Consider the following 15,891-nt stretch of genomic DNA (forward strand, 5'->3'; position numbering starts at 1 on the left):
ACACCGCCGTCTGGCTGACGTTCAGTTAAGGTTGCCGCCGCCTCAAACTGTGACTGGGACGGCATTTGTGGGTTCTCCTCCGGCTGAATCAGTTCTGGCCGTCTGCGGGGCCAGGGGCCGGGCGCAGCGGCAGCAGGTAGATGGCCCGCGCCGCCGTGCCTGCTGCGCCCGCACTGCCGCGCAACTCCAAGCGCTGCTCACCTTCCAGTGGCAGCAGCAGCGCTGCGCTCCACTGGGTGCCCAAGCCCCCTTCGCTCCCCCAGGCGTCAGAGAGGGCCGCGCCCAGATCCAGTTCTGAGTCCTGGCCCAGCAGGTCATAAGCCCGCCAGTGGACGGCTGCTTCCCGGTGAGCGCCCAAGACCGCGCTCAGCTCGGTGCTGGAGCTTGGTCCGTCCCACCCCGTACCCAGGCGCAGGCCCGCGCCGGCTGCCCGGTGCTCGGCCCCCAGGCGCAAGGTGAGCGTGCCCTGCGACTCGGCCCAGAGTTCGGGGTTGAGGTCGCCGGGGTTCACCAGGGCCAGCACGGCAGGCCCGCCGTCCACGCTCCACAGTTGGGGGCGCAGTTCCAGATCGGCGGTCATTCCGGCCCCGTGGCCCCACTCGTGGCCCACCATGACGAAGGTGCCCGGTCCCAGGCGGCCCCGCAGCGAGGCGGTCAGGTTGCTGCCCTCGCTGCGGGGGTCAGGGGTGGGGTCGTTCAGGGTGTCTAGCGGGCGCAGCAGCAGCAGTGGGGCCGTAAAGCGTTCACCGGCCAGCTGCACTTCTACCGGGCCAGCGGCCAGGACTCCACTTGCAGCCAGACGGTGTCCACCCGGGCTGTCGCCATTGCCCCACAGCCACTGCGCTTCGGCTCCGGCTTCGGCGTAGCCGATCAGCGGAAGGGCCAGGGACTGTGCGTAGCGGGCCTCGCTGCCGCGCAGACTCAGGCTGGTGTCCAGGGTGCCGCTGCCCAGGCGCACGCCGCGCAGGCCCAGGCTGGGCGCAGTTCCGGCAGGGCTTGCAGTCACGCCAACCGTCACGCCCGCCCGGTCCAGCGCCTGCGAGAGCGGCACCGGCTGAGGGGACAGGTCGGCGGTGTCAGTGGGCGACTGGGCCTGCGCCGCTGGGCAGAGCAGGGCAGTCAGGGCCAGGAGAGACATGCAGCGAGCGAGAGCTTTCACGCTTCCACCATAGGGGCTCCATACACTGGATGAATGAGCCGCTTTTCTCTGGTCGCCGGGCTGTGTCTGGCGCTGTGTCCTTTGACTGCATGTGCCCCCACACAGCTGGCCGGTCCAGTGGTGCAGGTGCCCAACTTTGAACCCCGCAGTGTGCGTCTGATTGGTCTGACCTTGCCGGGGCAGGCCGGACAGAGCGCAGCGGCGGACTTGGAGCTGACGGTGCAGGTCCACAACCCCAGCCCCTTTGCCGTGCGGCTGCATTCCCTGGCCGCTGATCTGGTGCTGACCGGCCAGCCCGTGGCGGCGCTGGTGCTGCCGGATATTGCCCTACCGGCACGCGGCGAAACGGTGCAGACAGTGCGGGCCAGTGTGCCGGTCAGCCTGGACACGGCTGCCGAGTGGCTGAAGGTGGCCCGTGGTCAGGGCGTGCCTTACCGCTTGGACGGCACCTTTACCGCCGACCTGGGCGCGCTGGGCCAGCCCAAGTTCGGGCCGCTGACGCTGGTGCAGGGGCAGTGGAAGCAGCCAGCCATCCTGCCATTCTGAGTTCACTTGGCTTGCGGGAAAGCTGCACTTCTTTCCAGCCCATGCGCTAGGCCCGCTCAAGCAGTAGCCGCTCGGCGGCGGCCCTCACGTCCGGGTGCTCGTCGCCGCGCAGCCGCTCTACCGCCGTCCATTCGCCCCACTGGGCCAGCGCCCAGGCCGCGGCCTCGCGCACTTCCCAGGCGGGGTCCTCGGCCCCGGCCAGCAGCAGCGGCCAGCCCTGCGGGTCGCGCAGGTTGCCCACTACGTTCAGGGCGTTGCGGGCCATGCCTTTGCGGCGTGGGCGCAGCAGGGCGCTGCCCGCCCATTCACGCGTGAACTGCCGCTCTGATACCCCAAAAAACCGGCTCAGGTCCGGGTGCGCGAGCTCTGGCCGGGGCTGAAACAGCCGGGCCAGCGTGCCCGCTTTTACGCTCCAGGGGCAGACCTCGCAGCAGATGTCACACCCGAACAGCCACTCGCCCAGCTCGCGCCGCCGCTCCCAGGGCAGCGGTCCCCGGTGCTCAATGGTCAGGTAGCTCAGGCAGCGGCCCGCATCAATCTTGCGGTCTGGGCCGATCGCACCAGTAGGGCAGCTCTGGGCGCAGCGAAAACAGCGGCCACAGCGGTCTGGGTGCGCCGTGGGGCCCTCGCCCGCTGGCGGCAGGTCGGTCAGCAGCACCGCCAGCGTGAAAAAGGCCCCCAGCTGGGTGCTGACCAGCATGCCGCTTTTGCCGCGCCAGCCCAGAAATGCCCGCGCTCCCAGCAGCCGCTCCATTACCGGGCCGTGGTCCACGTAGCCCCTGGCCTGCACGCCCAGCGCCGCCGCTTCAGCACTCAGGCGGTCCAGCACCGGCTGAAGCTGGTCGTGGTAGTCAGGGGTCCAGGCGTAGCGGGCCACCCGGCCCAGCCGAATGCCGCCAGCGGGTCTGGGCGGCGGCGCGTAGGCGTGCGAGATGCCCAGCACCAGCACCCGGCCTGCGCCCGGCAGTGACGTGCCCAGGTCGGCGCGGCGCGGCAGCTGACGCTCCAGGTAGTCCATCCGGGCGTGTCGGCCCTCGGCCAGCCAGAGCGTGTACTCGTCTACGGCGGTTGTGGGCACCTGCGCATCTGCCCAGCCCACCACGTCGGCTCCCAGGTCCAGGGCCAGGGCAGAGAGGGTTTCGGCGCTCTGTTCAGTGTTCATCATGGGGATTGGTGTTCATGACAGGGCTCAGCGCTCACTGCGGGGCCGAGTGTACCTCAGCGCCGCTCTGCCAAGGGTGCCGCTCTGCCAAAGGGTAGACAGATGGATGGAGCCGTCCGGTGAACGCTGCATCCCAGCAGCCGCATTACTCAATTTCCAGAATCATGGGGTGACTCAGGCCAGCGGCCTGGGCGGCCTTCAGTGCGGCGCGGCCATCTCCCGCTTCAACCGCCGCCATAAAGTCCGGGCGCGCACTCAGGCTAACCAGCACCCAGAAATCTCCCCAGACTTGCAGGCCAAAAGCGCGGTCCATCGCCCCGGCGGCAGCTTCCCAGACAGGCTCGGACAGATATTCCAGCGGGGCGATGTAGTGCAGTTCGCCGTCGGTGCCGGGCGTTCGGGCCACGTCGCGGGCGTACTGCCGCTTATCGCGCGGGCTGAGCGATTCCCAGTAGCCTTCGGTGCAGTAGCGGGCCGGAAAAGCGCTGAAGGTATCGCGGCAGCGGGTGGGGCGCGACTCGTACTCACTGCACTGCCCAGTGGCCCTGTCCAGCAGCGGGCAGTAGCCTACCTCCAGGCGGTGGCGGCGCACATACACGTCCTCGTCAGGGGCGGTGCGGGCGTTGGCGAGGACCTGGCGGGCGTGCGCTTCTACGGCGGCCAGCTTCTCGGCGTTCAGGGCGTCCCGGACAATCAGCGCTTCGGCCAGGCTCAGGCGAATCGGCATGTTGCAGCAGCCAAAGCAGCCCGCGCCGCAGAAGACCTGCCCGCCCTGGCGGGTAAAGCCGTCCAGCCAGCGGCTGGCCTCGCTGCCGTAGTCGGCGTAGGCGTCCTGTACCGCCTCCTTGACCAGCCGCACCGCTGCTGTAGGCGGCAAAGGACCCAGGGCCGTCATGGCGTCAATCCGGCATTCATACAGTGGGGGTGCGCACCATTCATTGACCCTTATACTAAAGCCACTGTGTTCCGATTCAACCGACCAAAAAAGGATGAGGCCGCTCCCCGGCCCGAAGAGCGTAGCCCGGCCACTGCGCCGAGCGACCCCACCCGCGTGTTGGCGGACCTGCTGGGCAAGCCCAACGCCGAGGGCCTGCTCGAAGGTGCTCTGGCCCACGCTGCACAGATGTTGGGGGGGCGCGTCAAGGGCTATGCCGTGCTGCGCCGGGGGCAGGACGTGGTGACGGCTGTGCATGGCTACCCCAAGTCCCTGCTGGGCCTCAGCCTGTCAGGCCCCTGGGCGCAGATGCGCCCCCGCCTGCTGGCAGACGGTCCCCGTGAGTTGTATGCCATGAACACCCCCGAAGTGGTGCGCCAGTTGGACGCCGCCGGCATGAACGACATCCGGGCGACGGTGGTGGTACCGCTGGTGGACAAGGGGCGCAATGTGGGTGCCCTGATTCTGGACCAGTTTCAGAGCGGCGGCATTGCGGCCCAGCAGCAAGAAGCCCTCAACCGTTGGGGCAGTGCCGTCACCCCTTTGCTGGCCGTGTTTGATACCCGCGAGGAGTGGCGTCAGGGCGCCCGGCAGCTGACTGTGGCCCTGGTAGAAGCCGTCGAAGCCCAGGATTTCGATGCTCTGGGGCACGCCCAGCAGGTCGCCGAAATCAGCGGACAATTGGGCCGGCAGCTGGGGCTGAATGAGCGCGAGCTGGAGCAGCTGTGGTACGGGGCCATTTTGCACGATGTGGGCAAGATTGGCGGCGAGACGGGCCCGGGCCATGCCAGTGTGGGTGCCAACTTCCTGCATGGTGTGCCGCACCTCTCGGACGCCCAAAAAGCGATTCGGCACCACCATGAGCACTACGATGGCAGCGGTGAGCCGGAGCACCTCGCTGGCGAGGACATCCCGCTGTATGCCCGCATCATCGCTGTGGCAAATGCGCTGGTGCATGTCGGCGACCCGGCACGCCTCAAGGGGCAAGCGGGCAAGCGCCTGGACCCCCGCATCGTGGAGCTGGCCCAGACCCTGCCGCCCGTCGAAACTGGCGTGTGAGCCAGAGCGGAGAGGGGTAGCCCTCAGACGGCCTGCACTGGACCTCTACGCTGATTTCCTCTTCTGATACCACGCAAAACCGACCAAAAGAGAGCCCGGCTACCCCTGTGATATGGCAGCCGGGCTTCTTTCTCCTTCTTCAGGAAGATGCGGGGCGCTGTGGTGGCCGTGGGCCAAGAGGTTCGGCGTCCGTGTCCTCCCAGTCGTCTGAACCTTCTGGCGCAAGTGGAGTTCCGGCGGGCTCCAGCCCTTCTTCCGGCAGTTCGCTGGGCGGTACTGCGCCCACGGCCCGCTCCGGCTGGGCTCCGACGTGGCGGGCGGCCCGCTGCTGAGCCATTTCCGCCAGGCCCCGGTTCACCTCGCGCTGCGCGGAATGAATGATGCCCAGCGCCGCACCCATGACCAGCATGGAGGAAAAGCCGTAGCTGACCAGCGGCAGCGGAATCCCAGTCACTGGCAAAAATCCTACTGCGACGGCCAGGTTGATCATCGCCTGGCCCACAATCAGGAACATACAGCCCACCGCCAGAATGGCCGCGCCATGCACCGAGGGGCTCAGAGGCCGGACGCGGGCCGCCTGCTGCGCAATCTTCAGCGACGAATGCACAATCAGCCAGTAGGCAAACAGGACCGTCAGCACGCCCACCAGGCCCAAGCTAAAGCCGATGGACGAAATCACCAGATCGGTGTGGGCGGCGAACAGATCAAAGCGTGGCGCATCCGGGCCTAGGCCCCACAGCCCACCATTGCTGAGGTCGCGGTGGGCTTTGCCAATCTGATCAAGGCCCTGCTCCAGCACCTCTTCGCGCTCGGTGTGGCCGAACAGGCGCTCCTGAATGTAAGGATTGCGCTCCAGATACACACTGATAAACGGCAGGCTCAGCAGCCCCAGGCCCAGCAAAAAGGCCGCGATGTTGGTGATGCGCACGCCCGCCGAATACATCACCACCACACCGAGCGCGAAGGTCAGCACGGCGGTGCCCAGGTCCGGCTCCAGCAGAATCAGCAGCGTGGTGACCAGAATCATGGCGGTGGCGCTCAGCAGCTTTTTGTACACGCCCCGGCGGGCAAAGAACGAGGCCAGCTGAAGCACCAGCCCCAGCTTGGCAACCTCCGACGGCTGAAAGCGGATCGGCCCGAAGTCCAGCCAGCGGCGGGTGCCGGTGCTTTCCTCAGTGCCCACCCCGATAAACAGCACCAGCACCAGCAGGACCAGTGAGCCCAGCCACAGCCAGACGCCGCCCCTGAGAAATACCTTGGGCCGCAGCTGCGCCACGCCCAGGGTGATGCCCAGCGCCAGCAGCGCCTTAAGGCCGTGTTCGACGGCCAGACCAGGTTTGGCCGCGGCCACGCCCACCAGCCCCAGCACCAGCAGCAGAATCTGAGCGACCAGCAGCGGGAGGTTCATGCTTGCTCCTCCTGCCCGCTGATCCAGGTCTGCACTGCCGCCCGGAAAGCTGCGCCGCGCTCCTGATAGTTGGCGAACAGATCAAAAGACGTGCCGATAGGAGCCAGCAGCACAGTGCCCTGGCCTTCGGGCAGGTGGCGGACAGCCTGGGCGACCACTTCAGTCATGGCGGCCTGACCGTCCTGCGCCGCTACGGTGGTCTGCGGAAATCCCAGCTCCTGGGCAAAGCGCGGGCCGTCTTCGCCGTAAGCGATGACATGCCTCACCCGGCCCTGCGCAGCGTCACGCAACGGGGCCAGTTCAGCGCCCTTGTCGCGTCCGCCCACAACCCACACCACCGGCGGGCGGGCCTGCTCCAGTGCAGACTGCACCGCGATGGTGCGGGTGGCAATAGAGTCCTCAATAAAGCGCACCTCTCGCCAGCGGCCCACTTCCTCAAAGCGGCCCCCCAGTGGCCGGGCTTGCCGCAGCCCCTGCGCCAGCGTACCGGACAGATCGGGCACCCTCTGGCCCAGCTTGCCAAGAGCAGCTTCGGCGGCCAGAACAGCGGCGGCGGCGTTGGTCGGGTGAACACCGGCGGGCAGGTCAGCGGCGTCCAGCACAGGGGTGCCATCTGCAAGAGCGATGCGGTGGGGCTCAAAGTGCCGAACTTGTGGCCGGGCCAGCAGCGGGCGTAGGTGTTCGCCGCTCAGGGTGTCGGCTGGGGGCAGCAGCAGCAGGTCGCCTGGCTCCTGCCCGTCCGCGATATGCAGCTTGGCGGCGTGGTAGCTCTTCACGCTGCCGTGGCGGTCCAGGTGGTCAACCCCCAGGTTGGTCATCACCGCCACCGGAAAGCGCGTAGCAGCAATCCGCTCCAGCTGAAAGCTGCTCAGCTCCACCACTGCGGCCTCGCAGCGGTCAATCACGTCCAGCAGCGGCGGGTCAATGTTGCCGCCTTCAAGCGCGGCCACGCCGCAGGCCCGCAGCAGCTGTGCGGTCAGCGTGGTGGTGCCGCCTTTGCCTGCCGTGCCGGTCACGCCCACCAGCATGACGCTGGGCCGCTGCCGGGCGGCCAGTGCCACTTCCCCGATGATCTCGGCTCCCTGGGCGGCCAGGGCCAGCAGGTCAGGGTGGTCTATCGGCACGCCGGGAGCGGCCACCACAGTGCGGTAGGGACGGTCTACCGCGCCCGGCGCGAAGCCCAGCTCCTGCATCAGGGCGTGGTCTTCCGGTCCGGGGCGGGCGTCCAGCCACTCGGCCTGAAGTCCTTCGGCGTGCAAGAAGCGGGCGACCCCGCGCCCACTGCGGCCCAGGCCGTAGATCAGCCAGGGGGGAGCAGAATGAGGATGAGAAGAGGTGGGCGGCGTGCGGTCAGTCACGGTGCCTATGTTACGCGTCTGCGCGGGCGGGGGGGATGGGGCCGCACCAAAAGCGAGCTCTTTTGCTGGAGTGATCTGGCAAGATAAAGCCCATGAATCCTCGCCATGTCCGGGTGATCAACCTGTTGCCCGCAGCATTTGCGGTGCTGGCCGCCACCTTGGCCCTGAACTTTTTTGGTCAGGTCACCACGTCGCTGCTGGCTGTGACGTTGGCGGTCCTGCTGGCCTCGGCCCTGAACCCGGTGGCCCGTTTCTTCGAGCGCTGGATACCACGCAGTGCAGCGGCCATCCTGACCGTGTTGCTGCTCTTGGGCGGGATTCTGGGCCTGGGTGCGCTGGCGCTGCCGCCGATTGTGGGGCAGCTGTCGGGGCTGGTGGACAACCTCCCGGGCACGGTGGGCGAAGCGCAGGTTCAGCTGGAAAAGCTGGCCCAGCGCTATCCGCAGCTGGCTCCGTTGGTGCAGCCGGAGCGGGTGGGGCAGTTTCAGGCCCAGCTGACCGAGTGGCTGAGCGCTTCCGCCGGGTCGCTGCTGGACTGGGCCGCGCGGGCCGTCGGGCTGATCTTTACCGGTGTGGTCACGTTGGTCATGGTCATTTTTGTGCTGAGCAATCCCGCGCCGCTGATCGGCGGCGTGCTGGGCGCCTTCCCGCCCGAACACCGCATGAAGGCCACCCGCACCCTGGCGCAGATTCTGGTGCAGATGGGGGCCTGGGGACGCGCCACCCTGACCATCATGCTGGCGACTGGCGTGATTATGGCGACTGGGCTGTATTTCCTGGGCGTCGAGAACTGGCTGGTGTTCGGGGTGCTTTCCGCGCTGGGCGAACTGATTCCCAACGTCGGCCCCATCCTGGCGGGGATTCCGCCGGTCCTCTTCACAGCCATTGACGACCCCCAGAAGGCCATCTACGTTGCTGTCTTCGCTGTTGTCTTTCAGCAGCTGGAAAGCTATATCCTGGCCCCCTTTTTGCTGGGGGGCGCTGGGCGGATGCATCCGCTGTCGGTCACGGTGGGCGTGCTGCTGTTTGGCAGTGTATTCGGCATTGTGGGCGCGTTTCTGACCGTGCCCTTCCTGATCGTGATCAAGGCGGTGTACGAGTACTTCTATTTGGCGGGCAACACCCGGCCCGAGGTGACGGATGAGGTGGCCCAGGCCCTGATTCGCGGCGATGTGGGCGAGGAGATGGAGCGCGAACAGGAGCGCGAGGACATCCTGAGAGAGCAGCGCGAAAAAGCGGCCAAAGCTGAAGCTGAAGCCAAAAAAGCCCAGACCGGGAATGACAAAAAGCTGTCCATGCAGGAGGTGGAAGAGTTGCTGGACTCAGAAGTGGTGGGGCGGGGTGCCGAAAGTGGCGCGGTCCCAGCCGTCCAGGTGATTTCGAGTCAGCCAGTGGCCGGGCAACCAGAGGCTGGGCAATTAGAGATTGGGCAAGCGGGAGAACCTGCTGCGTCAGATGAGCCTGACGCGCAGGAGCCAGTGCAGCCGCGCCGCTTCTGAAGCGGGCCGCGGCCAAGCCAAAGAGGCGGGCGGGACTCTGCACTGGAGTCCCGCCCATTTCCTTGCTCAGATCAAGTGGTTGCCTAGAGGCAGCCCGGCAGCAGGGACTCAGTTGAACAGATGAATCAGCCGGTAGACAGCCCAGCCCAGTGCCAGGCAGGTCGGAATGGTAAAAATCCAGGCCTGCACGATTTTGCCCGCGACCTGCCACTTCACTTTTTTGAAGCCTTTGGTGGTGCCCACGCCCATGATGGAGCTCGAAATGGTGTGGGTGGTGCTCACCGGAATGCCCAGCGTGGAGGCCCCGTCAATAATGAGTGCAGCGCTCGTTTCGGCCACGAAGCCGTCCACGGGTTTGAGGTCCACCACCTTGAATCCCATCGTCTTGATGATGCGCCAGCCGCCCATGGCGGTGCCCAGACCCATGGCTGTGGCGGCGGACAGAATCACCCACAGCGGCACATGGTCGTACTGCGTGCCGAAGTAGGCACTCAGCGCGAAGGTAATGATACCCATGGTCTTTTGGGCGTCGTTGCGGCCATGCGAGTAGGCCATGAACGCCGCGCTCAGGATTTGCAGCACCCGGAAATTGCGGGTGACGGCGGCAGGTTTCATCCAGCGCAAAAAGAGCCACGACACGATGGCCATCAGGATGATGGGGGTGATAAAGCCCAGGACCGGGCTATAAAACAGGCCCTGCAAGGTCTTGACGACGCCTTTGGGAATGATGATGTCCCAGCCGCCCGCCGCGACTCCGGCCCCCACCAGGCTGAAAATCAGCGCGTGGCTGGAGCTGCTGGGCAGTCCTTTCCACCAGGTAAACAGGTTCCAGATGATGGCGCTGATCAGGGCCGCCCCGACCAGTTCCAGCGTGGCGTATTCCTGCGGCACGATGTCCGAGCTGATGGTCTTGGCGACGGCGGTGCCGGTGAGTGCGCCCACCACGTTCAGCACCGCCGCCATGGCGATGGCCTGCTGCGGTGTCAGCACGCGGGTGGCAACCGAGGTGGCGATGGCGTTGGCAGTGTCGTGAAAGCCGTTGATAAAGTCGAAAATCAGCGCCAGCGTAACGATGGCGATCAGGCCGAGAAGTGCCGCGTCCATGTTGCAGCTCCCCTTACGCGTTCTTCAGCAGGATATGTTCGACCGTCTTGGCGACCCGCTGCGCCTGATCGGTGGCGTTTTCCAGCAGCTCTACGATCTCGCCGGAGCGCATCGCCAGAATCATCTGCGGCACCTCGGTCACGCCGGTATACAGGTTCCGTGCGACCTCGTCACCAATCGTGTCGGCGTCGTCTTCCAGGCGGCGAATCTGGGCCGACAGCTCGCGCAGCTGCCCAACTTGCCGGGGGTCTTCGATCATCGGCAGGCCCTGGGCCAGCAAGGCGCACTGCTGCTCCAGAATGCGGGCCAGCTGCGCCATATGCGGCAGTGGCTGCTCAATTCCGTAGAGGCTCAGCTTGAGGGCGGCTTCCTCCATGTCGTCAACCAGGTCATCCAGTTCGTTGTTGAGCGACAGGATGTCTTCGCGGTCAAACGGCACGATGAACGACTCGGCCAGCAAGTTGGTCAGCTCGCCTGCAATGCGGTCCCCTTCATGCTCCAGGTCCAGCACGCGCTGAACTTTGCGCTCCACATCGGTGTAGTTCTCCAGCAGGTCCACCAGGGCCTGGGCAGTGGCGTGGGCGTTGCTTGCACTTTCGGCAAACTTGGCCGCGAATTTCGGATTTTGTGGCATGAATTTAGACAGCATCGTTGAGTCTCCTAACCGGTCCAGTATGTCAGGGGAATGTCAGCTGTGTCATGTGGAAGGCGGTGGCCCTCGCCGCGCTCAGGTACCGTTTCGCAGACTGACGAGCTAAAGGCGGGAGGGACGATAGAGAGAAGGGCTAGCCTACCTTCGCCTGCCGCACCCTCACGTAGTGATGACAATGCCGAATTCGAAGTGAGATGACAAATATACTCAGTAAATGCGAAAAAGCTGGAAAACCCTAATATGCTTCATAATGTGCCTGAGTGCCTGTGCGCCTGCTCAGGCCGATGTTCGGAAACTGGCTGTGCCATCCGCACCTTTACCATCAGGCAACTGCACTTCGTTAGAAGCGCAACAGGTACTCGATAGATTGATTTCCCTGACTAAAGGGCGAGAATCCAAAACGAAATTGGTACTGAGGACACCGACCACATTAACCTTTGACAGGTTTTCTCCCCAGCCCGAGATTGAAGTGAACTATGTTGCGAGCTCTGGCTGCCCGGTGCTACGAGCTAAACAGGTTTATGAATCACCGGGCGTCATGACCAACTTTGAACCAGTGCGCCTCTGGAATCTACGCGAAGGTAGTCAAATTCAAGTGGTTGGGGAAATGCAGAATTATGTCCTGCAAAATCAACTTATTCTCAGAAATTCTATTACCCTAAACCAGATAGACGACTGGTGGATAAGTTTTTTAAATGATGGCACGAAGTTAAGGGGCCAAATATCTAGTTTTTGGAATCCTTGAAATTTTCGGCAAAGTATAAATGGAGCGGGTGATATTGATTATCTTGCCCTCTCCATTTCCGGTTTACTACTCTTCTAATTTATCTTAGTTAAGCTTGGAATCATGTACCCCATACTACTACGATAGACCCTTCAAGTTTCTTCAAAAAAGACTCTGAATCTCTTCGCATGACACCATATAAGCATTATTTGTCATTTCTAATCGCGTGTTGCCAAAATAAGTTAACTGCAAGCCATATTCAGTCCTCGAAACGCTTGAGCACGTCGCGGCTGATGACCAAGCGCTGCACTTCGTCGGTGCCTTCCCCGATGCGGGTCAGGCGGTTGTCGCGCCAGAAACGCTCCACCGGGTACTCCTTGATATAGCCGTAGCCCCCCAGCATCTGAATTGCTTCGTCGCAGGCTTCTACGCCCACCACGGTGGCGTAGTACTTGGCGCGGGCCACAGGAATGGTAAAGGGCTGCCCGGCGTCCTTGAGGTCGGCGGCTTTGCGGATCAGCAGCCGGGCAGCTTCCAGCTTGGTGTCCATCTCGGCCAGGCGGAAAGCGATGTTCTGGTTGTAGGCCAGCGGCTTGCCGAACTGCTCGCGCTCCAGGGTGTAGCGGGCGGCGTACTCAAAGGCAGCGCGGCCCAGGCCCAGGCCCATCGCGCCGATGCCCACCCGGCCACCGTCCAGCACCTTCATCACATCCTTGAACGCGTTGCCGCGCTCGCCCAGCAGCGCGTCGGCGGGCAGGTGAATGTCTTCAAAAATCAGCTGCGCGGTGTCAGAGGAGCGCAGGCCCAGCTTGTCTTCCTTGCGGCCAATCGAGAACCCCTGCACTTCGTCACGGTTAAAGACAAAGGCGCTGATGCCGTCGTTCTTGCCTTTGCCTTCGCGGGGTGGGTCGGTGCGCGCCAGAATCACGTAGGTGCCGCCCACACTGCCCTGGGTGATGAAGTTCTTGGAGCCGTTCAGAATCCAGCTGCCGTCCGGCTGCTCTTTGGCGTTGGTTTGCAGACCCGCGCTGTCCGACCCGCTGCCCGGCTCGGTCAGGCCCCAGGCCCCCAGCTTCCTCGCGCTCGCCAGGTCAGGCAAGAACTTCTGCTTTTGCTCCTCGGTGCCGCCAATCAGGATGTGGCCCTGGCACAGTGAGTTATGGCTGGCGACGGTCAGGCACAGCGAACCGTCTACAGTAGCGATTTCTTCAATAATCTGCGCAAAAGTAGCGGTGTCCAGCTCCGAGCCGCCGTACGCCTCGGGGGTCTGCGCCCCCATGATGCCCATTTCGCCCAGTTCGCGGACCAGTGCCATGGGGAACTCGCCGGTCTGGTCGCGCTCGGCGGCTCCAGGCTCGACTTTGTTCTTCAGAAAAGAGCGCAGGGCCGAAATGATGGTGCGCTGGTCCTCGTTCATGGGGGTCAGATTGGGGTTTTGCATACGAGTTACCTCCGGTAACGGTCTAAGAGTATGTGAGTTGAAGGGTCTAAGGCATTCGGGAGTCGGAGAGTCTAAGGGAGTCGGTCTGAGGTCTTTTCATGCGACTGTGAGCCCCTGCAACCAATCCACGCCCAGCAAAGAGAAATCAAACTTGAAATACACCAACTTTGAATTCCTCCTGGCGCGGATTCTGGGCGCAGGCTTCCAGGGCGCGAATCAGCCGCTCACGGGTGTCATTCGGCTCAATGATTTCGTCCACCCACAGGCGGGCGGCGGCGTAGCGGGGGTCGAGTTCGGTGTCGTACTTGGCTTTGACCTCGTCGTACAGGCGCTGCAACTCCTCATCGTCGGGTTCAAAGCCGCCCCGCTTCAGGGCCGCCAGCTGGATGTCCAGCAAGGTCTTGGCCGCTGCGTTGCCGCTCATCACGGCGTACTTGGCGCTGGGCCACGCGAAGATGAAGCGCGGGCCATACGCTTTGCCGTTCATGGCGTAGTTGCCCGCCCCGAAACTGCCGCCAGTAATGATGGTGATTTTGGGCACCACACTGTTGCTGACGGCATTGACCAACTTGGCTCCCCGGCGGATGATGCCTTCTTGCTCGGAGTCGCGGCCCACCATAAAGCCAGTCACGTCGCTCAGAAAGACCAGCGGCACGCCTGCTTGGTTGGCGTCCAAGATGAACCGCGCGGCTTTGTCGGCACTGTCGCCGTAAATGACCCCGCCCACCTCGATGCGGGTGGTCAGGCCCGGTACGCCGCCCGCTTTCATTTTTTTCTTGATGACGGTGCGCTGGTTCGCCACGAACGCCGCCGGAAAGCCGCCCACCCGCGCAAATCCGCAGACGATGCTTTCGCCATAGTCGGGCTTGAACTCATGGAATTCCCCGCCGTCCACAAGGGCCGCAATCAGCTCGCGCACGTCGTAGGTTTTGGAGCCGTCAAAGCCTACCAAGTCGGTCAGGTCACGTTCCTGTGGAGACGGGATTTGCCCGGCGGGGGTGCGGCGGCGGGCAAAAGGAGCCAGGTCGCCCTGGGCGTACAGCCCGGCCAGCGAGCGAATGCGCCGCAGGGCACTCGCGTCGTCCGGCTCCTTGTAGTCCACCGTACCGGCGATGCTGGCGTGCATCTCGGCACCGCCGAGGTCTTCGGAGTCCACCACTTGACCGATGGCCGCCCTCACCAGCGCCGGGCCAGCCAGGTATAGCCCGGAGCCTTCGGTCATGATGAGCGTGTCGCACATCACTGGCAAATAGGCCCCGCCCGCCACACAGTTGCCCATGATGGCGGCAATCTGCGGAATGCCCTGCGCCGACATCCGGGCATTCAGATAAAATACCCGCCCGAAGTCGTCCTGGTCGGGGAAAATCTCGTCTTGCATCGGCAGATAAACACCGGCACTGTCCACCAGATAGGCGGTAGGCAGGTGGTTTTCGAGCGCGATGGTCTGCGCCCGGATCACCTTTTTGGCCGTGATGGGAAAGAAGGCCCCGGCCTTGACGGTGGCGTCGTTGGCGACGATCATCCAGGGCCGCCCGCCAATCTGTCCGATGCCGGTGACGGTGCCGCCGCTGGGGCAGCCGCCCACATCTTCATACATGCCCCAGCCAGCGAAGGTCATCAGCTCGTCAAACTCGCTGCCCTCATCTACCAGCTGGCGAATGCGCTCGCGGGCCGTCAGGCGGCCCTTGTCATGCTGTCGCTGCTGCGCTCCCCGCCCGCCCCCCGCCCGCATCTGCTCGGCGCTGCTGTGCCACTCTTGCAGCGCTTCCGGCCATGACGCGGACAAAGGCTGCACGGCCCCTGCGCCCGAAGTATCTGATTTCATGTGTAAAGCGAGTGTAGCAAAAAGGCCTACTGGAGCGCTTCGGCTTCTCAGCAGGCCAGCGGGGACGCGCCCTGGTCAGCGGCGCAGCAGTTCGGCACCGTTCAGCTGCAACCCGGCGAAATCTGGGCGTGGGTGCTGCGCCTGGGCCGATAGGACGCTGCTGCTCAGGCGCTGGGCCGCGAGGCGGTTGGCCTCTTCTTGCAGGGCAGCCTGGGCTTCTAGTGAGGCAGGTTTGTCCGTAGATACCTGCACCATGACGAACAGCCCTTCACTTAGAAGGTTGCCAGCAGTATCGGTAGTCACCGCTCCGCCTTCAAATACAGGGTAGCCCTGGTAGGTCCCCAACTGGTTATCAGCGTCTGCGGCGATCAGATAGGGTTTGACATTCTCGCTCAAGTCGGCGGTGAAAAAGGCTTCCAAATGTCCGGTTCCAGCGATGGGTCCGAGCAGAGCGCCTCCCTGGCGGGTCTCGGCTTCGTTGCTGTAAGCTCCGGCGGCTACGCGCCCAAAGTTTCCCTGAAATTCGTCTACGAACGCAGCCACTCCACCTTCCTCAATGATGCCGTCATAATTCTGGTCGTACGCATAGCCCCATACGCCCTGATACAGCGTCACAGTGGGCTTGGGCGGCGGTGCAGGTGCAGGTTGAGGAGCTGGGTTGCCCCCGCCACACGCCGTAAGGGCCAGGGTCAGGGTGCCGAGGGCAAATATCATTTTTTTCATATCTCTACCCTATGTGATTTGCAGGTAGGGTGCTGCACTTTCTGCGGACCACCTGTTTGTCCACTCAGGCCAGCTCGACCCACAGCGGCCCCTGCGGCCCCAGCGTCAGCCCCGGCAGCGGCGCAGGATTGCCGCTCAGTGCCCTGAGTGGAGGCAGCGCCGCGAGCATTTCGCTCAGCAGCAGGTTCGCCAGGTGCAGTCCCAGACAGGTGCGCCCACCCCCACCGAACGGTAAGTAGCTTCCGGGTGTAGATTGCATCATATTGCAATTCCCCAGTTGGCTCCACCAACTGCCCT

General features: G+C 64.1%; 14 protein-coding genes and 1 pseudogene. 4 read left to right on the top strand and 11 right to left on the bottom strand.

Features of this window, described 5'->3' with window-relative positions; genetic code table 11:
- Positions 1-88: 88 nt before the first annotated feature.
- Positions 89-1,159, bottom strand: a complete 1,071-nt coding sequence (locus IE158_RS11130; RefSeq protein ID WP_189643781.1) for a hypothetical protein — start codon at positions 1,157-1,159, stop codon at positions 89-91.
- Between the two features lie 33 nt (positions 1,160-1,192).
- Between IE158_RS11130 and IE158_RS11135 the strand changes: the two genes are divergently transcribed.
- Positions 1,193-1,705, top strand: a complete 513-nt coding sequence (locus tag IE158_RS11135; protein WP_189643782.1) for an LEA/WHy family protein — start codon at positions 1,193-1,195, stop codon at positions 1,703-1,705.
- Between the two features lie 46 nt (positions 1,706-1,751).
- Here the strand turns inward: IE158_RS11135 and queG are convergent, their stop codons facing one another.
- Together queG and IE158_RS11145 are read right to left on the bottom strand one after the other, a co-directional pair.
- Positions 1,752-2,867 carry a tRNA epoxyqueuosine(34) reductase QueG gene (gene queG, locus IE158_RS11140; RefSeq protein ID WP_189643795.1) on the bottom strand — a complete coding sequence of 372 codons (1,116 nt, stop codon included), beginning with the start codon at positions 2,865-2,867 and terminating at the stop codon, positions 1,752-1,754.
- Between the two features lie 145 nt (positions 2,868-3,012).
- Positions 3,013-3,762, bottom strand: a complete 750-nt coding sequence (locus IE158_RS11145; RefSeq protein WP_189643783.1) for a YkgJ family cysteine cluster protein — start codon at positions 3,760-3,762, stop codon at positions 3,013-3,015.
- Between the two features lie 66 nt (positions 3,763-3,828).
- Between IE158_RS11145 and IE158_RS11150 the strand changes: the two genes are divergently transcribed.
- The gene (locus IE158_RS11150) at positions 3,829-4,860 is read left to right on the top strand and encodes an HD-GYP domain-containing protein (protein ID WP_308430686.1); all 1,032 of its coding nucleotides are present in this window, start codon (positions 3,829-3,831) and stop codon (positions 4,858-4,860) included.
- A gap of 139 nt (positions 4,861-4,999) precedes the next feature.
- Here the strand turns inward: IE158_RS11150 and IE158_RS11155 are convergent, their stop codons facing one another.
- Positions 5,000-6,268, bottom strand: a complete 1,269-nt coding sequence (locus tag IE158_RS11155) for an FtsW/RodA/SpoVE family cell cycle protein (protein ID WP_189643784.1) — start codon at positions 6,266-6,268, stop codon at positions 5,000-5,002.
- The gene (murD, locus tag IE158_RS11160) at positions 6,265-7,626 is read right to left on the bottom strand and encodes a UDP-N-acetylmuramoyl-L-alanine--D-glutamate ligase (protein ID WP_189643785.1); all 1,362 of its coding nucleotides are present in this window, start codon (positions 7,624-7,626) and stop codon (positions 6,265-6,267) included. The genes IE158_RS11155 and murD overlap by 4 nt, the downstream gene beginning before the upstream one ends.
- A gap of 92 nt (positions 7,627-7,718) precedes the next feature.
- Here murD and IE158_RS11165 point away from each other — a divergent pair, with 92 nt between their 5' ends.
- The gene (locus IE158_RS11165) at positions 7,719-9,125 is read left to right on the top strand and encodes an AI-2E family transporter (RefSeq protein ID WP_189643786.1); all 1,407 of its coding nucleotides are present in this window, start codon (positions 7,719-7,721) and stop codon (positions 9,123-9,125) included.
- Between the two features lie 108 nt (positions 9,126-9,233).
- Here IE158_RS11165 and IE158_RS11170 read toward each other — a convergent pair whose 3' ends face one another.
- Positions 9,234-10,229 carry an inorganic phosphate transporter gene (locus IE158_RS11170; protein WP_189643787.1) on the bottom strand — a complete coding sequence of 332 codons (996 nt, stop codon included), beginning with the start codon at positions 10,227-10,229 and terminating at the stop codon, positions 9,234-9,236.
- 13 nt (positions 10,230-10,242) lie between these two features.
- On the bottom strand, positions 10,243-10,863 hold the full coding sequence (locus IE158_RS11175) for a DUF47 domain-containing protein (protein WP_189643788.1): 621 nt from the start codon (positions 10,861-10,863) through the stop codon (positions 10,243-10,245).
- A 232-nt stretch (positions 10,864-11,095) separates the two neighbouring features.
- Here IE158_RS11175 and IE158_RS11180 point away from each other — a divergent pair, with 232 nt between their 5' ends.
- The gene (locus IE158_RS11180; RefSeq protein ID WP_189643789.1) at positions 11,096-11,626 is read left to right on the top strand and encodes a hypothetical protein; all 531 of its coding nucleotides are present in this window, start codon (positions 11,096-11,098) and stop codon (positions 11,624-11,626) included.
- Positions 11,627-11,864: 238 nt separating this feature from the next.
- On the opposite strand, the gene IE158_RS11185 is transcribed toward IE158_RS11180, so the two are convergent.
- From IE158_RS11185 to IE158_RS11200, 4 genes and pseudogenes are all read right to left on the bottom strand, one after another.
- Positions 11,865-13,046, bottom strand: a complete 1,182-nt coding sequence (locus tag IE158_RS11185; RefSeq protein WP_189643790.1) for an acyl-CoA dehydrogenase family protein — start codon at positions 13,044-13,046, stop codon at positions 11,865-11,867.
- 145 nt (positions 13,047-13,191) lie between these two features.
- Positions 13,192-14,871: an acyl-CoA carboxylase subunit beta gene (locus IE158_RS11190; RefSeq protein WP_189643791.1), complete on the bottom strand. Its 1,680-nt coding sequence runs from the start codon at positions 14,869-14,871 to the stop codon at positions 13,192-13,194.
- 75 nt (positions 14,872-14,946) lie between these two features.
- Positions 14,947-15,594, bottom strand: coding sequence for a hypothetical protein (locus IE158_RS11195; protein WP_189643792.1), 648 nt, complete (start codon positions 15,592-15,594; stop codon positions 14,947-14,949).
- A 64-nt stretch (positions 15,595-15,658) separates the two neighbouring features.
- Positions 15,659-15,891: pseudogene (locus IE158_RS11200) on the bottom strand (hypothetical protein); the annotation flags it as partial.

The organism is Deinococcus piscis, from assembly GCF_014653275.1.
In the GTDB taxonomy this organism is placed as follows: Bacteria; Deinococcota; Deinococci; order Deinococcales; family Deinococcaceae; genus Deinococcus; species Deinococcus piscis.

What these genes read in the sequence shown, in the direction of transcription:
- IE158_RS11145 (WP_189643783.1), bottom strand. Translation starts at nt 3,762, where the DNA reads ATGACGGCCCTGGGTCCTTTGCCGCCTACAGCAGCGGTGCGGCTGGTC.
- IE158_RS11165 (WP_189643786.1), top strand. Translation starts at nt 7,719, where the DNA reads ATGAATCCTCGCCATGTCCGGGTGATCAACCTGTTGCCCGCAGCATTT.
- IE158_RS11135 (WP_189643782.1), top strand. Translation starts at nt 1,193, where the DNA reads ATGAGCCGCTTTTCTCTGGTCGCCGGGCTGTGTCTGGCGCTGTGTCCT.
- IE158_RS11155 (WP_189643784.1), bottom strand. Translation starts at nt 6,268, where the DNA reads ATGAACCTCCCGCTGCTGGTCGCTCAGATTCTGCTGCTGGTGCTGGGG.
- queG (WP_189643795.1), bottom strand. Translation starts at nt 2,867, where the DNA reads ATGAACACTGAACAGAGCGCCGAAACCCTCTCTGCCCTGGCCCTGGAC.
- IE158_RS11185 (WP_189643790.1), bottom strand. Translation starts at nt 13,046, where the DNA reads ATGCAAAACCCCAATCTGACCCCCATGAACGAGGACCAGCGCACCATC.
- IE158_RS11195 (WP_189643792.1), bottom strand. Translation starts at nt 15,594, where the DNA reads ATGAAAAAAATGATATTTGCCCTCGGCACCCTGACCCTGGCCCTTACG.
- IE158_RS11180 (WP_189643789.1), top strand. Translation starts at nt 11,096, where the DNA reads ATGCGAAAAAGCTGGAAAACCCTAATATGCTTCATAATGTGCCTGAGT.
- IE158_RS11170 (WP_189643787.1), bottom strand. Translation starts at nt 10,229, where the DNA reads ATGGACGCGGCACTTCTCGGCCTGATCGCCATCGTTACGCTGGCGCTG.
- IE158_RS11175 (WP_189643788.1), bottom strand. Translation starts at nt 10,863, where the DNA reads ATGCCACAAAATCCGAAATTCGCGGCCAAGTTTGCCGAAAGTGCAAGC.
- IE158_RS11190 (WP_189643791.1), bottom strand. Translation starts at nt 14,871, where the DNA reads ATGAAATCAGATACTTCGGGCGCAGGGGCCGTGCAGCCTTTGTCCGCG.